This is a genomic window from Streptomyces sp. NBC_00090 (assembly GCF_045160815.1).
In the GTDB taxonomy this organism is placed as follows: Bacteria; Actinomycetota; Actinomycetes; order Streptomycetales; family Streptomycetaceae; genus Streptomyces.
On record NZ_CP108224.1, the window covers coordinates 7,911,134 to 7,931,456 of the forward strand.

Consider the following 20,323-nt stretch of genomic DNA (forward strand, 5'->3'; position numbering starts at 1 on the left):
CGGTGCCGGAGGCGGCGGTCCGGAGTACGGATGCGTCGTCCTGACGCACTGACGTGATCGCCTCCCCGAGGCGGTTCGATTCAGCCATGAGGAACGACGGCGACAGGACGGCGGACCTGCTGCGGGGACGCCTGGGTCACCGAGCCGAGGGGCATCGCGAGGGCGGGACGGCGCTCGCGTCGGCCGACGAACAGCAGCTCGACTCCCTCCGCGGCACCCACGACAGCCTCGGCCGGGCCTTCCAGCCGTACGGCATCGGCCGGCTCCGCATCGGGGAACTTCTCGTGCCAGGGAGGAAAAACCTGCCCCGGCTGCTTCTGCGCGTCATCCATGATGTCCTCGGTGACGTCGTGGGCCAGGCCCAGAGGCGTGTGCGCATGAATTGGCTGGCTCCGGCCGTGGACGACCTGGAGCACATGCCACGACAGCCAGGATTACGGAGCCGAGGAAGTTCACGAGACCCGGGGCGAGCTCCTGGAGGTGCGTCTGCTCTTGGTGCACGAGGCGTTTCGCCCAGCCGTCGAGGCCGACCGTGAAGACTGGCTCCATGGCGATTGTCTCCGTCTCGTACGACTCCGGGATGGACGGACGGGCGGACGTCGGCAGCTGACGGCCGAAGCTCACCGTTCCTCACCTCCGAGGAGTACCGCAGATCGTCGTGCCGCGCATGCGGGCGGCCTGGTGACCCGGCTCGGAATCGGGGTGGGCCCGATCCCGTGCGCCGCCCGTGTTCGGCGACCTTTCCCGCTTGCCTCTGTGACGCACGGATTTCGGCCGGCACGCCATCCCGATCGTGGACTGACGGCTACGTCATGGCGGTACGGACGGCTTGTTCGGGTTCCTGCCGCAGACCGTCGTGTCCAGCGTCGGAGTGACAGGGGCGCGGACCACGAGAAGGTCTTCTTGAAGGCCTCGCCCTTACCCCGCTGATCTGTACAGATCGCTTTACGAGCCGCGCTGACCAGCGACTTTGCGTGAATCCGGAGATTCATCATGACGCTTACGAATGGCCCAGCGGCCCTGGCATCACCCTCGTCGGCGGCGCCACAGACGCCCAGGCACGCGGAGGTCCAGGGCGACCGTCCCCGTACGGATGATCCAGAACCGATCGGCGTACCCGCCTTCCTCGAACAGTCGGGGCCTTCAGCGAAGTCCACCGGGCTCGCGCACTGCAACAGCCGGTCACGCTGGTCACCGGAGAGAGCTTCGGTGTGTCGTAGGTCAGGGGGAGTGCTCATCGGAGGCCTCCCATCGGTGTCCACTCCCAGTCTGACCTCGTTCCGCGAAGGGAGAGGAGCTCCGGATGGCCCCTCGGGGCACTGCCTCGGCCCCTGCGAGGCTGGTCGAGCCCGCCAAGTCCACACCCCGTTGGCGGCAGGCCGTAGCCGGTGCCAGATCCACCAACAGCGCCGCATGACCCACCGAACCGTGCGACGTCTGGCCGGTGCCGCTCGTGGAGCCTTGGTACTCACACCCGGGCGGGCCTTCGGTCCTCCTTGCCTTGTGCCGGCCCTCCACGGGACAGAGGACACCGGCATGGCCGAGGGCGTCTGGTCGATGTGTGATCACGAAGGTCGGTGGCGTCCCTGTGGGGACCAGTCAGGCGACCTGGAGGGCTGCTCCCCACGCCCTCGCACGATCCCTTTCGCCCTCACGCAGCGGCCCTTCGGTGTCCTCGATGATGAATCCCTCCGGTTCCGTGACGAGTTCATAGCCGTGGCTCCGCAGTCGGCGCGCGATGCCGCCGGCGGCGGCGCCGGCCAGGCGCATATCCGCCCGGGTGTCGAAGGCCGCGGCAGCATGGGTACCGGTGTGGGCCTTCGGGAGCGTGTCGTGGAACCAGTCGCGGACGCCAGGGCCCTCGGCGCCCTCCTCGGGGACGAAGGCACGCTCCTCCTTCTCGGCCTCCTTCTCCTCGGACTTCAGCCCCATCTTCCGGCTCATCCCGGTGGTCATGCCCCGCATATGGGTCGGCCCGCCGACGACCAGGAGGTCGGTGGGACCGATGCGTTCGGGCAGCGCGTCGGCGACTGCCACGCACTCGACCTCGGCGTCCGGGTGCGCCTCCTTCACTCCCTCTCCGATCGCGTCAGCGATCTCGCGCGTGTTGCCGAACAGGCTCTCGTACACAATCACAGCACGCATCACGCCTCATCTCCTCAGGTGCTTCGTTCTCCGGCCTCAGCGGTCTTCTCGATCGCTCGCAGCGCCCCGCGCAGCACGATGCCGACGCCCGGGGAGACCAGCGTCCAGTAGCGGCCGAACCGTGTGGTGGAATCCGGGTCGGTGCAGGCGGTGCGCGCCTCGTAGGTCAGGAGGGACTGCCGCGCACCGTAGGGGTGGACGACGAAGGCGGCCGCCATCTTCGCCCAGCCGGGCTCGTCGAAGCCCGCGTAGTCACCGGGTTCGACACGGCGCCACTCGATGGTGGGCTTCCACACCTTGCCGACCGCGCCGAAGACGATCTCGCGGCCCGCGCGCTCACCCAGGGGAACCCAGGGCTGGGCCTCGGGGTCCCCCTGATCACCACCCGCGACGGTGTCGAACAGATCGGACACCCGCATCGACGGCGGTGTGACCACGGGCCGACGGCGCATCCGGTCCGGCACTCCACGCGCCCACATGACCGCGTCGAACAGCGGCGAGTGGATGGACAGCATGTCCAGATCACGGGCTGCGCCGTACACGACGTCCGGCGTGGCGGCGATCACCGCGCACTCCAGGCGGGAGAACCGGAAATCGGGCAGAACCGCGTCGAGCAAGAGGGGCTCGGCGACGCTCAGGTCGGCATTCATGAGTACCTCCCGGAATCCGACACCACAAGTCTGATCCACAGGACACGCACCTCGCTGGGGTCGAACGGTCCCCACTTGCATCGCGATCGCCGCCGCCTCCTCCACGGCGACGGCTTGGCCCCGCCTGGCCCGGCCGTACGGTGTTCGGCGAGCCCCGCACGCGAACAAGCGTTTGGCAAGCCGGTCTGGTCTTCACCGGCTGGTTCGGCTTCGTCCAGCTGCGCAAGTTCCGGCTCGCCGTGGACGTGGTGCGCGGGAAGTACGACGAGAAGGGATCGGCCGTCGCGGTCTCCATCGGCGGCCCCGGCGCCACGTTCTGGATGATCCTCTGCGGCCTGCTCGGCATGGCGACGAAGTTCGTCGAGGTCACGCTCGGCGTGAAGTACCGCGAGGTGCACGCCGACGGCACCGTCTCCGGCGGCCCCATGCACTACCTGCCCAAGGGTCTGGCCGAGCGCTTCGGCAAGAGCGGCAAGACACTCGGCAAGGTCCTCGCGGGCCTCGCCTCCTTCATGATCCTGTTCTTCGGCCTCTTCGGCGGCAACCTCTTCCAGGTCAACCAGTCCTACGCGCAGCTCGTCTCCGTCACCGGCGGCGAGGACGGCGCCCTGGGCTCCTCTGCCGGCGCGCTGTTCTTCGGCATCCTGATCGCCGCCCTCGTCGGCATCGTGCTCCTCGGCGGCATCCGCTCCATCGCCTCCGTCACCAGCAAGCTCGTCCCCGCGATGGCCGGCATCTACATCGCCGCCTGCCTCGTCGTCATCGCCGTCAACGCGAGCGCCGTGCCCTCTGCGGTCTCCACGATCATCGAGGGCGCGTTCAACCCCGAGGGTGTCGCCGGCGGTGTCCTGGGCGCGGCCCGGCTCCGGAAGGGCCCTGCCCTCACCTCGCGCCTTGGTGAGAAGCAGGGCCCTTCATCCCGTCTCGACAGCTGAGAGACGCCCTGGCGAGGCCCCCCCGACGCCCGATAGGGTGTAAAGAACGCGTCAGGATGACGCTGGTGTGCCGGGAAGTCTGGTCGGCGTCCGAGGGGCCGTGTGCCCATCCACCGACCCGCCCCGGAGGCCATTCCCATGTCCCAGACGCGCCCGCGCAAAGTCGTCCTCGGACTGCTGCCCTGGCCCGAACGACAGGCGATCACCGAGGCGCTGCGCACCGAGACGGTCGGCGGCCTTGTTCTGCTCGCCGCAGCCGTCGTCGCCCTGATCTGGGCCAACAGCCCCTGGAGTGAGGCGTACGCGAGCATCTGCGACTTCCACTTCGGTATACCTGCCCTCGGGCTGGACCTGTCGGTCGGCCACTGGACAGCCGACGGTCTGCTCGCCGTCTTCTTCCTCGTCGCGGGCATCGAGCTGAAACGTGAACTCGTCGTCGGCGAGCTCCGCACGCCCGCGACGGCAGCGCTGCCCGTGGTCGCGGCGTTCTGCGGGATGGCCGTGCCCGCTGCGCTCTACGCCCTCACCGCGGTGGCGGGCGGCGGAAGGCTGGACGGGTGGGCCGTACCGATGGCCACCGACATCGCCTTCGCCCTCGCGGTCCTCGCGGTCATCAGCACCCATCTGCCGTCCGCGCTAAGGGCGTTCCTGCTCACCCTCGCGGTCGTCGACGACCTCGGTGCCATCCTCATCATCGCTGTCTTCTTCACCTCCGACCTCAACTTCTGGGCGCTCGGTGGGGCGTTCGCAGGTCTGGCCATCTTCTACGCCCTCCAGCGCCTCCGTGTGCGCGGATGGTGGTGGTACGTGCCGCTCGGCCTCGCGATCTGGGCGCTGATGTACAACTCCGGCGTCCACGCCACCGTCGCCGGCGTCGCCATGGGCCTGATCCTGCGCACCACGCGTGACAAGGGCGAGGCCAGGAGCCCGGCGGCCCGCGTCTCACACCTCGTCCACCCCTTCTCCGCCGGCGTCGCCGTCCCGCTCTTCGCTCTCTTCGCCGCAGGGGTGAGCGTGTCCGGCGCGGCCTTGACCCACGTCTTCACCGACCCGGAACCGCTCGCCGTCCTCGTCGGTCTGGTGGCGGGCAAGATCCTCGGCGTCTTCCTCGGCACCTACCTCGCCGCACGCTTCACCCGCGCCCAGCTCAACCCCGACCTCGCCTGGGCGGATGTCCTCGGCCTCGCCGCCCTCGCCGGGATCGGATTCACCGTCGCCCTCCTCATCGGCGAACTCGCCTTCCCGACCGCGGCCGAGGCCGAGCACGTCAAGGCCGCCGTCCTCATCGGCTCCCTCACCGCGGCCGCCCTTGCCGCCGTACTCCTGCGCCGCCGCAATCGCCTCTACAAGCGGCTGTACGAGGAAGAGGAACGCGACGACGACGCCGACGGTATCCCCGACATCTACCAGGCAGGCGCTCCGGGAACCGTCCGGTGACCGTGGCAGAGGCCCCGACCGCTCTCTTGGGCGCGGCCGTAATCCTGGCGCTCCTGGTCATCCGCACCGCCGTCCACGAACTCAGGGAACCGGGGTAGCGCCCGACGCGAATGGGCCTGCCTCCGGGACCGGCGAGCCGTGGTTCTCGGCACGGCCACGGTCCTGGTCCTCGGAGCTGTGGGGTGGACCTTCACCGGACCGACAGCTGTCCCCTGGGCCGTCCTTGCCGGTCTCCTCGCCACGCGAATCTCCACGAACGGAAGGTGACACGCCATGTTCCAGATCGTGTGGATCGTGTTGTCCACGGCCACTCTGGTGCCCCTCGGGGTCGCCTTCCTGCGGGGATGGACCCCGCGCTGGTCACCGAGCTCCGACGCGCGTGTCACGCGTGCGCGGGGCATCGCCGCCCTCACCCTCTACGTCGGCTCCCTGACCCCGGCGCTCCTCAGCCTGGTCGGAGTACCGGGAGACGAACTCCTGCCGCTACGGATAGCCGGCGGCCCGCTCCTGGTTCTCGCCGCCGTGGCTCTCATGGTGTGGGCTTCTTTCGCGGACCGTCGCGACACGCAGTCCTGACGTGCAAGAAGGGGGAACGCGAAATGACCACATTTCTCACGCTGTTCGGATTCCTCGGGGGAATCGGTGCCGTGCTGGTGGTCATGCTTCTGCGCCGGAGCGGTAGGCGTACGACGACGGTCGACGGGATGCTGATCGAGCGGGAGGCCCGCGCCCAGGCACAGATCGACCGTGTCTCGTACAACGCACGCGCGGTCCACAGCTCTCTGCCCACGGCGAGCGACGCCTACCACCGCCGGAAGCACCGCTGAGAGCGGCGGAATCCGGCTCACCGTGCCGGTGACCGGCAGCTTCACCTGCCCCGATCCTGCAGTGGAACCCTCTGTCCCTTCGTCCTTCGAAGCTCGTGGGTTCATGATTTGTGAAGCTTCTTCGGCGGGAACTCAGGGCTGCTGCCGCTGTTTGCGAGGGCCGGACCTCGGGTTCGGCCTCGGGGACTTGGGGAACCGTCGGAACGAATGCGGCGCTGAAGCCCTCGGCCGTCGCACTCTTCGGTTCTCGGTGGTGTGCGGCTCTTGGGGCGACCCTTCTGTCTGCGGTCCCAAGGTCCGAGACCACGCCTTGCAACCGGTACTTAGATACAGGTTTTCCGTCGGAGGTGTCCGCTGTTCCCCGAACGGCTGACCTCCCTGTCTAGGCCCGAGCCGCTCCGTCTGCGCCTGGACCTTGCCGGCGGACCCGGTGTCGAGGAGCGGGTGCGGGACCTGGTGGCACGCGCGAGCGGCTGCTGCTCGTTCTTCACCTTCACCACCACCCCCGGCAAGGACCTGGTCGGCCTGGACACTCGGTGGGCAGGAGACACGAGGCGGTCCTGAACGCCCTCGCGGCGCGGACCGCTGCCGCCGGGGAGCAACGGTGAGCTCGGGCAAGCGCAGCGGGCAGGTCGCCGAGGCGGCCGGGGTGGACATCCAGACCCTGCGCTACTACGAGCGGCGCGGTCTGCTCGCCAGGCCGGAACGCAGCGACGGAGGCCCCCGCTTGTAAGGCGAGGAGGTGGTGACCGTGCTGCGGGTGATCAAGGCCGCGCAGCTGCTCGGTGCTGATCTGAGCCCTCAGCCCGAACCGGCGACCAGTGCCTCGCCGAGCGGGGTGCGCCGGTAGAGCACCGACCGTCCGGACCGGGCGCGGACGAGCAGCCCCGCGCCTCGCAGGATGGCGAGGTGGTCTCCCACCGCGCCGGGTGCCATGGCGAGGCTTCGGGCGAGGTGGCTGGTACTGGCCGGGGAGTCCAGCGCCAACAGCAGCCGGGCTCGGGCCCGGCCGACCAGAGCGGTCAGCGCGTCCGGTCGGGGGACGGTCTCCTGTTCGCCCCACAGGGCGGCGGTGCCGCGGGCACGGTAGACCAAGGTCCTGGGCCAGGGGTCTTCCATGTGGGCGGCGATATGCCCGACGATGGCCGAAGGGATCAGCAGGAGCCCGTCGCCGGCGAGGCGGACTGTTCCACCTCGAAAGAAGCCGATCTCGATACCGCCGGCGCGCCAGGCGACGCCCGGGTGCAGGCTCTCGATGGTCGCGGCCCATCCGTGTTCGCCGATCACACCCACCCGGTGCACGACATCGCGCTCACAGATCGCGCGCAGTTGCGGCCAGTCCGCGGCGAGCAGCTCGTGCCACGCCTGGTCCATCGCCTCGGCGATCCTGGAGACGGCGTCCGCCGAGTCCAGCACTGCGCGTACGCGGGGATCACGGGCGGACGGGCCGGTCGCGGTGGCGGCGAATTCGCGGCGGGCCGCTTCCAGCGGTGTGGCCCGGATCACGGCCAGGTCGTCCGCCCAGGTCTGGTTGAGGCCGCGCGGGGGCGGGGCGACGAAGTTCGGTCCGCCTTGCGGGGCCTGCAGCGCGAGGGCGGCGTCCAGTTCGGACTCGCGGCGAAGCCGTTCGAAGGCCGGCATGAGCCGGGCGGCCCAGGCTCGCGGCAGCGGCTGGCCTTGGCCGGCGAGCGAGCGCAGCAGCAAACAGAGGTCCAGTGCGGGCGACAGTGCGAAGCGGCTGCGCAGCAGGTCCTCGACGGAGACTTCGAAGCGCAGCACCTGGCGATGATATCCCGGGACGTCCGTTCCGATTCGTCCAGCGACGAATCACTGGTGAGTGGCGTGGGTGCACGGTGAGGCTGGGCGTCATGATCCCAACCGCCGAAACCGTGCAGGTCAACCACCGTTCCACCTACCGGGAGGTGCTGGCCGAGCCGCGATTCCGGCTGCTCTTCTCGACCCGCACCGTCGCGATCACCGCGGACGCGATGCGGATCACCACGTTCTCGGTTCTGGTCTTCTCGGCCACCGGCTCCCCGCTGTTGAGCGCACTGGCCTTCGGCATCGGCTTCATCCCGCAGCTGTTCGGCTCGCTGCTGCTGGGCTCGCTGGCCGACCGGCTGCCGCCCCGCGCGCTCATCACCGGCGGCTACGCCTTGGAGTGCGCCGCCGCCCTGCTGCTCGCCCTGGTGCGGATACCGATCGCGGCAAGCCTCGGTGTCGTGGCGCTGGTCGCCCTCGCCACACCCGTGTTCAGCGGCGCGTCGAGTCGGCTGGTCGCGCAGTGCCTGGAGGGCGACGCCTATGTACTGGGCCGTTCACTGAACAACATCGCCTCCTCCGGCGCGCAGTTGTTCGGTCTGGCGCTGGGAGGTGCGGTCGTCGCGGTACTCGGCCCGCACCGGGCGCTCACGGTGAGCGCCGCCCTCTACCTCGGCTGCGCGCTCGCTGTCCGCATCCGGCTACCCCGGCTGCGGCGGGAAGAGTTCGGCGGCACACCCGCCGGCGCTCGGGGCGATGGCGGGGCCGTCCGGGCAAGCCTGCACGGTGCCGGCCTGCTGCTGCGCGGACACACGATGCGACGACTGATGCTGGCCCAGTGGCTACCGCCCGCGTTCGTAGCGGGCGCGGAAGGCCTGATCGTCGCCTACGCGGGAGGACGCCGCTTCGCGCCCGGCTGGTACGCGGTGCTGATGGGCTGTCTGCCGGTCGGCATGCTTGTCGGTGACCTGCTGGTGGGGCGACTGCTACGGCCGGCCACCCGGGAGCGACTGGTAGTCCCGTTGATTGCGCTGATGGGACTGTCGCTGGTCGGCTTCGCCGCCGAGCCCGGAGTGGGCGTCTCGTCCTGTCTGCTGCTGCTCTGCGGCTTCGGATTCGCCTACGGTCTCGGCCTGCAACGGCCGTTCCTGGACGCCCTGCCGCAGGATGGCCAGGGCCAGGCCTTAGGCCTGCTCGGCTCCGGCGGCATGACGCTGCAGGGCGTCGGGCCGGCCTGCTTCGGCTCGGTGGCCGCAGGCATCGGAACAGGCGGCGCCATCGCCCTGGCAGGCGGCGCGGCGGCGCTTACCGCCGGCTGGATTCTCACCTGGCAGCCGCCCACCTCCCCGGTCCCCGTCCCGAACTACTCAACGGGATCAGAGAACGGCACCGAACAGCATGCATGTAGTTCTCCAGCGCAGTAACCGTCGCAGGCCGGGTCGGCCGCGAGCCGTCACGCACCCCACCCCCACGTCTCTCTGACAGACAGTCATTCCCGGTAGCTCATTGTGCAAGGAGTCCCAAGCCTCGGCTCTGCCGGCCGTCGCGGACCACATACGGGATCTTGAGGCCACGAACAAACCATGGAAGGCTCATGCCGCATGATCGATGAATTCGCGAAAGACAACCTGCACGGGAGACTGCGGCGGGACCGCGAGGCGCTGCTCTGGAAACTCGACGGCCTGTCCGAATACGACGCCCGCCGACCTTTGACAGCGACCGGGACCAACCTCCTCGGCCTGGTCAAACACGTGGCCACCGTCGAGGCCAGATACTTCGGCGAGGTCTTCGACCGCCCTTCCCCGGAACCGCTGCCCCGCTGGCAGGACTCCGACGGCAGCGATCAGTGGGCGACCGAGGACGAGACCCGCGATCAGATCATCGGGTTCTATCGGCGCACGTGGGAACACTCGGACGCGACGATCAACGAGCTTCCCCTCGACGCCTCCGGCCACGTGCCGTGGTGGCCGGAGCCTTATGCCGACACGAACCTGTTCGCCATCATGGTCCATGTCCTCGGCGAGTCCATCCGGCATGCCGGGCACGCCGATATCCTGCGCGAGGGCCTCGACGGCCGGACCGGGTTGCGCGCCGAACACGAGCAGCAGATCGACGAGGAAGCCCGTGCAGCCCACTGCGCGAAGATCGAGCAGGCCGCCAGGTCGGCCGCATCGATCAAGGCTTAGGCGGACATACCAGGCAGCCTGACATCAGCTCCCCTACCGGCACTTGCGATTTCCGAGCACCCCGGCCACCCGATATGCCCGCGTCACCCGATGTGAGCCTTCAGTCGACGCCTTCGTCGTCCTCGTCCAGCTCGGGCGCGTCCGGGTTGCGCAGCGGGCGCAGGGTGTCGGCGGCCAGAGCCGAGGCGGTGAAGCTGTAGCGGCCGAGCAGGTTCAGGTTGCGGTGCCTGAGCGGGGAGAGCCGGGTGATGCCCTCCTCGCGGATCTCGTGGCCCTCGGCCTGGAGCTGGGCGGTCCCGCTTCCAGTTCGGCTGGGGTGAGGAGTCGGCGGGCGATGGTTGCGTACCTCACGGCGGTTGTCTCGGAGATGTCGAAGATCGCGGCCAGGTGCAAGGGGCCGGCGCCGGTGGCAAGGGCTTCGCCCAGGACGCGATCGGCGCGGACGCGGTCCAGGCTGACGCCGTGCATCGTGAGCTGGCGCCTGAGGAAGTGTGCGCTGACCGGACCGGTGCCGTTCGCGGTCTGCCGGGATACCAGGACGTGGCGGTTGAGGGTTCGGGGCCAGCGGGTGTGCCGCTCGGCGAACCAGCCCCGGAGGGCAGCGGGGTGAGGGCACCCATCGGCTGGACGGTGCCGTCGAGGCTGATGCGGTTCAGGTGGAAGTCCAGGCCGCCCAGCTGCAAGACCCGAATCGCTTCGCCCCGGAGGGCGTGGACGGAGGCCAGGGCGACGGCCAGCCGGGCGGCCGGGGCCTGGGCGGTGGTCTGGACGTGGGCGATTTCGTCGTCGGACATCGGCATGACGGGTCCCGGTGCCCGGCGGCCGACGCGGATGCCCCGCATGGGGTTGGCGAAGACGCGCTTGTACTTCTTGCCGTAGCGGAAGAGGGGCCGCAGGGATGTGACGACGGTGGTGTTCTGGCTGCCCCGAAGGTCGGCGACTACGCCGGTGACGTCCTCGCGGGTGACCTCCCTCAGCTGGGAACGGTGCTCGGCCCATCGCTCCACGATCGGCCGGACGGCACCGAAGTAGGAGTGCACGGTGCCCAGGGCCCGGGGGTGGGTGCGGGCGTCACCGTCCAGCAACCAGAGAAGCCAGCCGCGGACGTCAGAGACGAAGCCATCAGGTAGCTCTGTGGTGCGCCGCTCGATCCAATCCCTGGCGGCCGGTGCCCGGTCGTCGTGCAGCAGGTCCAGAGCGGCGAGGACCTCGGTGGTGTGGCACATCGGCAGGCTGGTCCCGGACAGCCGTCGACGAGCCCTGGCCTGGTGCGCGGCCCGCACCGGCCGGACCCTGCGACGCGTGCTGCGCGCCGCTCGGTCGCCTGAAGCACGCACCCTCGATTACCTGGTCCTGCCGGGCGGTGAGGATCCGGCCTCCGAGGCACCCATGCTTGTTCTCTTCGAGCCCGGGGTCGACCGGCCGATCGCGCTCATGGACGTCGAACCGGGCGCGGTGCAACCTGCCCCACCAAGGCACCACCCAGCTCCGGAGCACCGCCGAGGAGGAACGCGAGGCGCTCACCCAGTACGTGACCGACCTTGTTCCCCCGGGTGTCACACTCGGCACCCCCGACACCACTGACTAGTGCTCTGACCGGGAAGGTTTGCCGGGTTGCTCGTTGTGCTGATCGGATGTGACGACGTCGACTGGCATGGGGAGGCGGGTATGGCGTTACCGGTCAGGGTCCGCGGGCTGACCGAGCAGGAGGGCCAGAAACTGCAGCAGATCGTTCGGCGGGGCAGCACGAGCTCGGTGCGGTTTCGCCGGGCGATGATGCTGCTGGCCTCGGCCGGCGGCAGTTCGGTTCCGGTGATCGCGCGTCTGGTCCAGGCGGACGAGGACACCGTCCGCGATGTGATCCACCGGTTCAACGAGATCGGGCTCGCATGCCTGGACCCTCAGTGGGCGGGAGGCCGTCCCCGCCTGCTGAATTGTGACGACGAGGACTACGTCGTCCAGACGGCCACCACCCGCCCGACCGCGCTGGGCAAGCCCTTCACCCGCTGGTCGATCCGCAAACTCGCTGATCACCTGCGGCGCAACATCCCCCGACCGATCCAGATCGGCCGTGAAGCCCTTCGCTGCCTCCTGGCCCGCCGAGGGATCTCCTTCCAGCGGACGAAGACCTGGAAGGATTCACCGGATCCGGACTTCGACGCCAAGCTCGCCCGCATCGAGTACGCGATCAACGACCGTCCCGACCGCACCTTCGCCTTCGACGAATTCGGCCCCCTGGGCATCCGCCCCACCGCTGGCTCCTGCTGGGCTGAGCAGCGCAAGCCCGACCGGCTGCCGGCCACTTACCGGCGCACCCACGGGATTACCTACTTCCACGGCTGCTACTCGGTTGGCGACGACGAGCTGTGGGGCATCAACCGAAGGCGCAAGAGCATCGACCACACCTGGTCAGCCCTGCGGTCGATCCGCGCCGCCCGATCCGACGGCGGCCCGATCTACGTCATCCTCGACAATCTCTCCGCCCACCTGAACTGGAGAATTCGCAGGTGGGCGGCCCGGAACAAGGTCGAGCTCTGTTTCACGCCGACCTATGCCTCCTGGGCCAACCCCATCGAGGCCCACTTCGGGCCGCTGCGGCAGTTCACCCTGGCCAACTCCCACCACCCCAACCACACCGTCCAAACCCGGGCCCTGCACGCCTACCTGCGCTGGCGCAACAACAACGCCCGCCATCCCGACGTCCTCGCCGCCCAGCGACGCGAACGCGCCCGCATACGAAGCGAGAAAGGCATCCGTTGGGGAGGACGTCCCACCACGATGGCGGCCTGAGCAGCTACACCCGCTCTTGGTACACCTTGATCTCGATCGGCCTGAGTTCGCGGATTGTGGTCCACACCGCCCGTTCGGTCAGCACTTGGGCCCACTCTTCGAGATCTGCTCCGGCATCGTGGAAGAACCACGAATGGAAGCTTCCCAGGGCCTCCAGGGCAGGGGTGAGTCCGTATCGGAGCTCGCAGTGGACCTGCACGTAGTGGTCGTAATCACCGTCGCTGTCGGAGACCTCGAACTGTCGGGTGAGGTCCAGCGTGAACGTCGCAGGACCGTCGAACGCGTAGGTCCCGTACTGGAACAGAAGGCCGTCGGCATCGGGTGTGTCCGGGACGTGGAACATCCGACGGCCGAAACGAAGGAAGGCAAACCAGACGTCTTCCGGGACCGGAACGGCAAAGGCTCGGGAACCCAGTTCACCCTCCAGCAGTTCCACGGCCTCATCCACCGAAGGTCTCCGCGTCACGCCTACCCTCCTCTTCCAACACAACCGGGCTGAGCCTACTCAACCCAGCCAACCTTCCCGGTCAGAGCACTAGGGGTCGTCTTCAAAGGTCAGATCCAGAGCAGGATCGAGGCGATGGTGACGGCGGCTTGGTGGGACTCGCGGGTCTTGTCGTAGCGAGTGGCGATGCCCCGCCATTGCTTGAGGCGGTTGAAGCAGCGTTCGACGACGTTGCGCCGACGGTAGACGCATCGGTCGAAGCGGGGTGGCCGGCCGCCGCGGGTGCCGCGGTTGAGCCGGCCGAGGATCTGGTCGGCGCGTTCGGGGATCGTGTGCCCGATGCCGCGTCTGCGCAGGTAAGCACGGATCTTGCGAGAGCTGTAACCCTTGTCCGCCACCACATGGTCGGGGCGGGTCCGCGGGCGCCCGGGCCCGATCCTGGGCACGCTGATCGCGCCCATCACCTGCTCGAAGCGGGTGCAGTCGTTGACGTTGCCGCCCGACAGGACGAAACCGAGAGGGCGGCCGAGCCCGTCGCAGGCCAGGTGGACTTTCGTGCTCAGTCCGCCGCGGGATCGGCCGAGGGCGTGATCACCCGCTTCGTCCCGGTCGACCGCCCCCTTTTGCCACCGGCGGCATGCTGGTGGGCCCGCACGACGGTGGAGTCGACCGACACCAGCCACTGGATGTCTCCGGCCGAGTCCTTCTCCGCCTGGATGACCCGCAGCATGCGCGAGAACGTGCCGTCCAGTGCCCATCTGCGAAAACGCGTGTACAAGGTCTGCCAGGAGCCGTACCGTTCCGGCACGTCACGCCAGGCTGAACCGGTCCGCAGCTTCCACACGATCCCGTTCAGCACCACTCGGTCGTCCGAACGAGGCCGCCCCGCGGTCCCCGAACTCGGCAGCAACCGCGACAACACAGCCCACTCGGCATCCGAAAGCTCATGACGACGCACCACGACGAGCATGATCCCTCATCACGCGATCACCTTTGAAGACGATCTCTAGGTTGCCGCGCCGTTTTGAGGGTCCCTGCGGCGACGAGTCCTCGTGTACGCGCGGATCGGGCGTCGCCGCTCTGTGAGAGTGACGGTGATCACGGGGGCTCTTGAGGGTGTGCTGCGTAGGCTTGTGGGGTCGTCGCGGTGGAGCCAGGGAGAGTGAGTGGAGCCCCCGGCGCTGCCTGATGATGCGTCAGGAAAGTCAGCAAGTGGTCAGCATGAGTCCTGAAAAACCTGGGGACAGCTGCCTGGACTTGCGACTCGTTGTAGGGTGTGAAAACAGCCCTTGACCTGCAAAAACGCAGGCAGGGAGCCTATGGCCAGGAGTAGCTCGATGATGCGAACAATATTCAAGTCCAAGATCCACCGGGCGACCGTGACCCAGGCCGATCTCCACTACGTGGGGTCCGTCACCGTCGACGCCGAGCTGATGGAGGCGGCCGACCTGCTGCCCGGCGAGCTCGTGCACATCGTCGACATCGACAACGGCGCCCGGCTGGAGACGTACGTCATCGAGGGTGAGCGCGGCTCCGGGGTCATCGGGATCAACGGTGCCGCCGCGCACCTCGTGCACCCCGGCGACCTCGTGATCCTCATCAGCTACGCCCAGGTCGAGGACGCCGAGGCGCGCACCTTCGTGCCGCGTGTCGTGCACGTCGACGGGGACAACCGCATCGTGGAGCTCGGGCAGGACGCCTCCGCGCCCGTCCCCGGGAGTGACACGGTGCGCGCCCCGCACGCCGTACCCGCACCGATCTGAGCCGAGGGCGAGCCGGCGGCTGGCTGAGCCGCTGAGCCGGACGGACCCGAAGGGACGGGCCCGGCGGGCGCACACGCGCGCGCCGGGTCACCCTGGGGAGGGATGATCCCGTCGACCGAGAGGTCCGTGATGACGCAGACGTACCCCAACCCCGTGCCCCCCTCTCCGCCGCCCGTGCCCCCGCCGAGCCCCGTGCCTCCGCCGAGCCCGGTACCCCCGCCGAGCCCCGGACCCGTGCCGCCGGAACCCGGGCCCACGCCGGTGCCCGAGCCAGGCCGCCCCGTACCGGAACCCGAGCCTCAGCCCCAGCCGGGCCCCGCCGGGGGCCACTCACGGTCAACGGAGAGGTGACAGAAGGGGCTTGAGGATCCGCGCGAGCCCTTGTCACGGAGCGTGCGCCACCCCTAACTTGGACGGCTGTTGCTGTGTTCAAGGGGGGGCCCATGGCCGTACGCGGACGTCACCGCCGCCACCAGCCGAGCCGGATCAACCGCGCTTCGCTCACCGTCACCGCGGGAGGCGCCGGAATGGCGCTGCCGCTGATCGGCGCGGGAGCCGTGCAGGCCGCCTCGCTGGACGTCTGGGAGAAGGTCGCGTCCTGCGAGTCGTCCTCCAACTGGCGCATCAACACCGGGAACGGCTACTTCGGCGGTCTCCAGTTCAGCCAGTCCACGTGGGAGAGCTACGGCGGTACGCACTACGCGCCGCGCGCCGACCTCGCCTCCAAGGACCAGCAGATCGTGATCGCCGAGCGCGTGCTCAAGGGGCAGGGGCCCGGAGCCTGGCCGTCCTGCGGGCCGAGCGCGGGTCTCGAACGCGGCGGGGAGGCGCCGGACCTCACCCCTCAGGGCGGCGCGAAGGCGAAGCTCTCCACCGGGGGCAACGCCCCGAGGACGGCGTCCCTGCCCGGACAGCGCGCCTTACCCGAGCGGACCGCCAGGAGCGCGGGCCCGACCACCGTGCCCACCGTCCGCGAGATGTACACGGTGACGCCCGGGGACTCGCTCTCCAGGATCGCCCGCGAGGAGCGGGTCCAGGGCGGCTGGAAGGGCCTGTACGCGGCGAACAGGACGGTCGTCGGCGACGACCCCGACCTGATCCACCCGGGCCAGCGGCTGACCCTGCGCATCACCGCGCCCAGGAAGGCGGAGGAGGCCCGGGCGACCCCGCCCGCGAAGATCACCCCGCCCGCGAAGGCCACCCCGCCCGCGAAGTCCGCCGCCCCGAAGCCGCCGTCGGCGACCCCGCCCTCCGCGAAGACGCCTCCCGCGAAGACCGCGGCCCCGCGCACCCGGCCCGTCGCCGTACAGCCGGTGACGAAGCCCGCCGCCGGACCTGCCGCGAACCCGGCCGCGAAGCCCGCCTCGAGACCGCCGGCCAAGCCGGCGGCCAGGCCCGCAACGAAACCGGCAGCCAAGCCGGCGGCCAAGCCGGCCGCCAAGCCCGCTGCCAAGCCGGCCGCCAAGCCCAAGCCGCGCCCGGCCGCCGCCCCGGACGAGGACCGTTACTCCGCTCCCATCGCGGCCGGCGTCGGCACCCGGTACGGCACCCGCGGCTCCTCCTGGTCCAGCGGCTACCACACCGGAGTCGACTTCCCCGTTCCCACCGGCACCTCGGTCAAGGCCGTCGCCGACGCCCGGGTCGTCTCCGCAGGGTGGGGCGGCGCGTACGGCTACCAGATCGTCCTCCGCCACGACGACGGCCGCTACAGCCAGTACGCGCACCTCTCCGCGCTCACCGTCCGCGAGGGCCAGCGGGTGCAGGGCGGTCAGCGCATCGGGCGTTCAGGATCGACCGGCAACAGCTCGGGACCGCACCTCCACTTCGAGGTACGGACGGGTCCCGGGTACGGCTCCGACATCGACCCCCTGGCCTACCTCAGGGCGCGGGGCGTCTCCATCTGACTCCGCCTCGCGAACCGGACGGGGTTCCCCGGCCGGATCTGACACCGACAGCGCTTCCGGCGGGACGGTCATACGGTCCAGAGTGAGCTGGACCAGGCCGCCCGCCGCGACCGCGCCGCAGATCAGCGCGGCGACGGTGCCCGCCGTGCCGTAGCGGAAGCTCTCGCCGAAGAGCGTCAGGCCCACGGCCGCCGCGACCACCGGATTGACCACGGTGACCGTGGCCAGCGGGGCGGCGAGCCCCGCGCCCCGGTACGAGGCCTGGGAGAGGAGCAGGCCGGTCACGGCGAACGCCGACAGGACCAGCAGACCGGTCCACTCGGCGAGCGGGGCGCCGGAGGTCCAGTCCTCGGCCACCGATTTGGTGAAGACCGAGGCCATGCCGAAGGAGACGCCCGCCGCGGCCGCCAGGACGACACTGCGCAGCACGGGCCGGCCCACCAGGTGCGCCGTCGTGAACAGGACGGCCACGGCGCCGAACGTGCCCGCGGCGAGCAGCCAGCGCTCCCCGTCGGCGAGGGACTGCGCGTCCGAGCCGCTCGTGAGGCTCAGCAGACCGGCGAGGCCGACCGTGGCCATCAGGGCGCCCCGCCAGGCCCGCCGCCCGGCCCGGCGGCCGACGAAGAGGGCCGCCATGGGCAGCGCGAAGACGATCGTGAGGGCGCCCAGCGGCTGGACCAGACTGAGTGGACCGAACGCCAGGGCGGCCACGTGCAGGGTCGCGCCGAGACCGTTGAGCAGGACGGACACCCACCACGCCGGGCTGCGCAACGGCGCGTAGCGCGGACCGGCGGCGGAGGCCGCGACCCGCTCCTGCACGATCGCCGCTGCCGCGTAGGCGACCGCCGAGACCAGGGACAGGAGCACGGACAGCAGGAGGGGGCTCATACCTTCCACGATCTCTCTTCCGGGCGAATTCGGCGTCGTACCGGGGAACGTCTTCGCGGGTACCGCCGTCGCAGTACACGGCCCGGACGTACGCCCAGAGGCGTACACCCGCGCAGGTCAGAAGGGGTGGAACGGGATCATTCCGGCGCCCGCTGAGAGGGGTGCGCGACGAGTCGAAGTGCCCCGGCGCTACCGTGGGCGCGAGCTCGTGAACAGGGCAACGGGGACACATGAGCAGGGCAACGGGGGAACGGGGACAGCGGGTGGATCTCGTCGAGAGCGGATCGGTGGGCGGATTCTTCGTCCTGCGGACCACCGCGCCGGAGACCGGAGGGGCGCACCGCCCCCTCTCCCGGCTGTACGCGGGGGAGGACGGCCCCCTCACCGCGCGCGTGGACCGTGTCGCCGCCCGGCTCCGCGCTCCCGAGCGGCGCGTCGGGGCCTCCGTAGCCCACCTCGGCCTCGCGGCCCGGCTCTGGTCGACCGCCCTCGGGCCGGCCGCGCTGTACGGGCGCATCCCCGACCTCGCCCCCGACGAGCTGCACTGGGACGGGGCCCTGACCTCTCCCGACGACCTGTGGTGGTCCGGCTCGGCCACCCTCCCCGCCACCGTCGACAGCCTCCGCGCGGCCGTCCAGGAGGCCCACCTCGTCCCGCTGCACGCGGCGCTGCGCCGCGACGGCCGGATCTCGCCCCGGCTGCTCTGGGGCAACGCCGGCTCCGCCCTCGCCGGGGCACTGCGCGAGCTCACCCGCTGGGCCCGCGCGCGGGACCGGCCGGAGGTCGCCGAACGGGCCGCCGCCCTCGTCGCCGGGCTCCTCGACCACCCCGACCTCGCCGGCACGGTCCGCGGCCCCCGACTGCGCCGTGCCAGCTGCTGCCTGTACTACCGCTGCCCGGGCGGCGGACTGTGCGGGGACTGTGTCTTCGACCACGCCCCCCGAACGGGTTTGGAGGCGCGGCCCCCCGCTCCGTAAAGTTGCCTCTTCGAGAGCCCGCAAGCGGCGGTGACGACGTACGAGCGAACGAGGAACCCGAAGGCCATGACGGTGACCGAAGAAAACCAGGACTACGGGCCGGGCGTCGACCCCGAGCGCCTGGCCGTCTGCCTGAGCGTCCTCGACGAGCTCGACAAGCTGGACGTGGACCACCCGGACGCCATCGTCGTCCGGCGCGCCACCGCCGGGATCTACCGGACGGTGAAGCAGCGCCGCCGCCAGGACCGCCGGGCCGCCAAGACCGCCAACGACAAGGCGGTCACCGAGGCCACGGCCACCGGCTCCGCGCAGCGCATCGACGACGAGACCGAGGGCATCCTGCCCTCCTCGGTCACGGAGGAGGGACGGATCGCCGGGATACTCCAGCGTCCGCGCTCCTGCTACGTCTGCAAGACCCGCTTCGTCGAGGTCGACTACTTCTACCACCAGCTCTGCCAGCCGTGCGCGGCGCTGAACCGGGCCAAGCGCGACGCCTCCGCCGACCTGACCGGCAAGCGCGCGCTGCTCACCGGCGGCCGGGCCAAGATCGGCATGTACATCGCGCTGCGGCTGCTTCGCGACGGCGCCCACACCACCATCACCACGCGCTTCCCCAAGGACGCCATCCGCCGTTTCAAGGCGATGGAGGACTCCGCGGAGTGGATGCACCGCCTGGAGGTCGTCGGCATCGACCTCCGCGACCCGGCCCAGGCCGTGGCCCTCGCCGACCAGATGGCCGAGGCCGGTCCGCTGGACATCCTCATCAACAACGCGACGCAGACCGTGCGCCGCCTGCCCTCCGCTTACGCCGCCCTGGTCGAGGGCGAGGGCGCGCCGCTGCCCGCCGGTGAGCTCCCCGCCCACCACGTCATCGGCGCCTTCAACTCCGGCGCGGTCGGCGAGCTCGGGGCGGCCGCCGCGCTGCCCGTCGGCGTGAGCGGCCTCGAGGCGCAGAAGGTCGCCGACCTGGCGCTGGTCGCGGGCAACGCCAGCATCGCCCGGCACCTGGACGGGACCGCCATCGACGCGGGCGGCCTGGTGCCGGACGTCGTCGACACCAACACCTGGGTGCAGAGCATCGAGCAGATCTCCCCGGTGGAGCTGCTCGAGACCCAGCTGTGCAACTACACGGCGCCGTTCATCCTGATCAGCAAGTTGCGGCCCGCCATGGCCGAGGCCGCCAGGAAGGCGTCCAGCGGGCGCGCCTACGTCGTCAACGTCTCGGCGATGGAGGGTGTCTTCAGCCGCGGCTACAAGGGCGCCGGGCACCCGAACACCAATGCCGCGAAGGCCGCGATGAACATGGTGACGCGGACCAGCGGCGAGGAGATGTTCCAGACCGACGGCATCCTCATGACCTCGGTCGACACCGGCTGGATCACCGACGAGCGTCCGCACTTCGACAAGCTGCGCCTCGCGGAGGCGGGCTTCCACGCCCCGCTCGACCTCGTCGACGGCGCTGCCCGGGTCTACGACCCGGTCGTGCGCGGAGAGGCCGGCGAGGACCTCTACGGCTGCTTCCTGAAGGACTACGCTCCCGCCAACTGGTAAGCGGCGGATCCCGCCCGCCGATCGGCTTCGGGATCGGGTGCGGAAACGCGTACTGGAAAGAGCG

19 protein-coding genes and 2 pseudogenes are annotated in these 20,323 nt (G+C 70.2%); 12 read left to right on the top strand and 9 right to left on the bottom strand.

Annotated features, from left to right (window positions below; all coding sequences use genetic code 11):
* Window positions 1-80: 80 nt before the first annotated feature.
* The 3 genes from OG361_RS35210 to OG361_RS35220 form a co-directional block, all read right to left on the bottom strand.
* The gene (locus OG361_RS35210; protein ID WP_405860112.1) at window positions 81-332 is read right to left on the bottom strand and encodes a hypothetical protein; all 252 of its coding nucleotides are present in this window, start codon (window positions 330-332) and stop codon (window positions 81-83) included.
* A gap of 1,267 nt (window positions 333-1,599) precedes the next feature.
* Complete coding sequence (locus OG361_RS35215; protein ID WP_384571882.1) at window positions 1,600-2,145, bottom strand: flavodoxin domain-containing protein; 546 nt, start codon at window positions 2,143-2,145, stop codon at window positions 1,600-1,602.
* A 14-nt stretch (window positions 2,146-2,159) separates the two neighbouring features.
* Window positions 2,160-2,795: a hypothetical protein gene (locus tag OG361_RS35220; RefSeq protein ID WP_405860114.1), complete on the bottom strand. Its 636-nt coding sequence runs from the start codon at window positions 2,793-2,795 to the stop codon at window positions 2,160-2,162.
* 179 nt (window positions 2,796-2,974) lie between these two features.
* Here OG361_RS35220 and OG361_RS35225 point away from each other — a divergent pair.
* The 5 genes and pseudogenes from OG361_RS35225 to OG361_RS35245 form a co-directional block, all read left to right on the top strand.
* A pseudogene (locus tag OG361_RS35225) lies at window positions 2,975-3,652 on the top strand (alanine:cation symporter family protein); the annotation flags it as partial.
* Window positions 3,653-3,868: 216 nt separating this feature from the next.
* Entirely contained in the window at window positions 3,869-5,167 is a 1,299-nt protein-coding gene (gene nhaA, locus OG361_RS35230; protein WP_405860116.1) for a Na+/H+ antiporter NhaA, read from the top strand.
* A 273-nt stretch (window positions 5,168-5,440) separates the two neighbouring features.
* Complete coding sequence (locus tag OG361_RS35235; protein WP_405860118.1) at window positions 5,441-5,743, top strand: hypothetical protein; 303 nt, start codon at window positions 5,441-5,443, stop codon at window positions 5,741-5,743.
* Between the two features lie 23 nt (window positions 5,744-5,766).
* A complete protein-coding gene (locus OG361_RS35240; protein WP_405860120.1) occupies window positions 5,767-5,994 on the top strand; it encodes a hypothetical protein in 228 nt (75 codons plus the stop codon).
* A gap of 604 nt (window positions 5,995-6,598) precedes the next feature.
* The gene (locus OG361_RS35245; RefSeq protein WP_405860122.1) at window positions 6,599-6,727 is read left to right on the top strand and encodes a MerR family DNA-binding transcriptional regulator; all 129 of its coding nucleotides are present in this window, start codon (window positions 6,599-6,601) and stop codon (window positions 6,725-6,727) included.
* A gap of 68 nt (window positions 6,728-6,795) precedes the next feature.
* On the opposite strand, the gene OG361_RS35250 is transcribed toward OG361_RS35245, so the two are convergent.
* A complete protein-coding gene (locus OG361_RS35250) occupies window positions 6,796-7,773 on the bottom strand; it encodes a winged helix-turn-helix domain-containing protein (protein WP_405860124.1) in 978 nt (325 codons plus the stop codon).
* 89 nt (window positions 7,774-7,862) lie between these two features.
* On the opposite strand from OG361_RS35250, the gene OG361_RS35255 reads away from it, so the two are divergent.
* Both OG361_RS35255 and OG361_RS35260 read left to right on the top strand, forming a co-directional pair.
* Window positions 7,863-9,179 carry an MFS transporter gene (locus OG361_RS35255; protein WP_405860126.1) on the top strand — a complete coding sequence of 439 codons (1,317 nt, stop codon included), beginning with the start codon at window positions 7,863-7,865 and terminating at the stop codon, window positions 9,177-9,179.
* A gap of 177 nt (window positions 9,180-9,356) precedes the next feature.
* The gene (locus tag OG361_RS35260; RefSeq protein WP_405860128.1) at window positions 9,357-9,941 is read left to right on the top strand and encodes a DinB family protein; all 585 of its coding nucleotides are present in this window, start codon (window positions 9,357-9,359) and stop codon (window positions 9,939-9,941) included.
* A 100-nt stretch (window positions 9,942-10,041) separates the two neighbouring features.
* Here OG361_RS35260 and OG361_RS35265 read toward each other — a convergent pair.
* Together OG361_RS35265 and OG361_RS35270 are read right to left on the bottom strand one after the other, a co-directional pair.
* Window positions 10,042-10,242, bottom strand: a pseudogene (locus OG361_RS35265) (hypothetical protein); the annotation flags it as partial.
* A 46-nt stretch (window positions 10,243-10,288) separates the two neighbouring features.
* Window positions 10,289-11,224, bottom strand: a complete 936-nt coding sequence (locus OG361_RS35270) for a hypothetical protein (RefSeq protein WP_405862745.1) — start codon at window positions 11,222-11,224, stop codon at window positions 10,289-10,291.
* Between the two features lie 385 nt (window positions 11,225-11,609).
* On the opposite strand from OG361_RS35270, the gene OG361_RS35275 reads away from it, so the two are divergent.
* Complete coding sequence (locus tag OG361_RS35275) at window positions 11,610-12,731, top strand: IS630 family transposase (RefSeq protein WP_405862620.1); 1,122 nt, start codon at window positions 11,610-11,612, stop codon at window positions 12,729-12,731.
* A gap of 4 nt (window positions 12,732-12,735) precedes the next feature.
* On the opposite strand, the gene OG361_RS35280 is transcribed toward OG361_RS35275, so the two are convergent.
* On the bottom strand, window positions 12,736-13,167 hold the full coding sequence (locus OG361_RS35280; protein ID WP_405860130.1) for a hypothetical protein: 432 nt from the start codon (window positions 13,165-13,167) through the stop codon (window positions 12,736-12,738).
* Between the two features lie 119 nt (window positions 13,168-13,286).
* A protein-coding gene (locus OG361_RS35285; protein ID WP_405862622.1) for an IS5 family transposase occupies window positions 13,287-14,134 on the bottom strand; the annotation gives its coding sequence in 2 pieces (ribosomal slippage) (window positions 13,287-13,771 and window positions 13,771-14,134; 849 coding nt in all).
* 379 nt (window positions 14,135-14,513) lie between these two features.
* On the opposite strand from OG361_RS35285, the gene panD reads away from it, so the two are divergent.
* Both panD and OG361_RS35295 read left to right on the top strand, forming a co-directional pair.
* Complete coding sequence (panD, locus tag OG361_RS35290; RefSeq protein ID WP_405860132.1) at window positions 14,514-14,939, top strand: aspartate 1-decarboxylase; 426 nt, start codon at window positions 14,514-14,516, stop codon at window positions 14,937-14,939.
* Window positions 14,940-15,382: 443 nt separating this feature from the next.
* The gene (locus OG361_RS35295) at window positions 15,383-16,843 is read left to right on the top strand and encodes a transglycosylase family protein (RefSeq protein ID WP_405860134.1); all 1,461 of its coding nucleotides are present in this window, start codon (window positions 15,383-15,385) and stop codon (window positions 16,841-16,843) included.
* Here OG361_RS35295 and OG361_RS35300 read toward each other — a convergent pair.
* A complete protein-coding gene (locus OG361_RS35300) occupies window positions 16,724-17,731 on the bottom strand; it encodes a DMT family transporter (RefSeq protein ID WP_405860136.1) in 1,008 nt (335 codons plus the stop codon). The genes OG361_RS35295 and OG361_RS35300 overlap by 120 nt on opposite strands.
* Before the next feature lie 230 nt (window positions 17,732-17,961).
* Here OG361_RS35300 and OG361_RS35305 point away from each other — a divergent pair, with 230 nt between their 5' ends.
* Complete coding sequence (locus OG361_RS35305; RefSeq protein ID WP_405860138.1) at window positions 17,962-18,708, top strand: (2Fe-2S)-binding protein; 747 nt, start codon at window positions 17,962-17,964, stop codon at window positions 18,706-18,708.
* A gap of 66 nt (window positions 18,709-18,774) precedes the next feature.
* Window positions 18,775-20,259: an SDR family NAD(P)-dependent oxidoreductase gene (locus OG361_RS35310; RefSeq protein ID WP_405860140.1), complete on the top strand. Its 1,485-nt coding sequence runs from the start codon at window positions 18,775-18,777 to the stop codon at window positions 20,257-20,259.
* Window positions 20,260-20,323 lie beyond the last annotated feature (64 nt).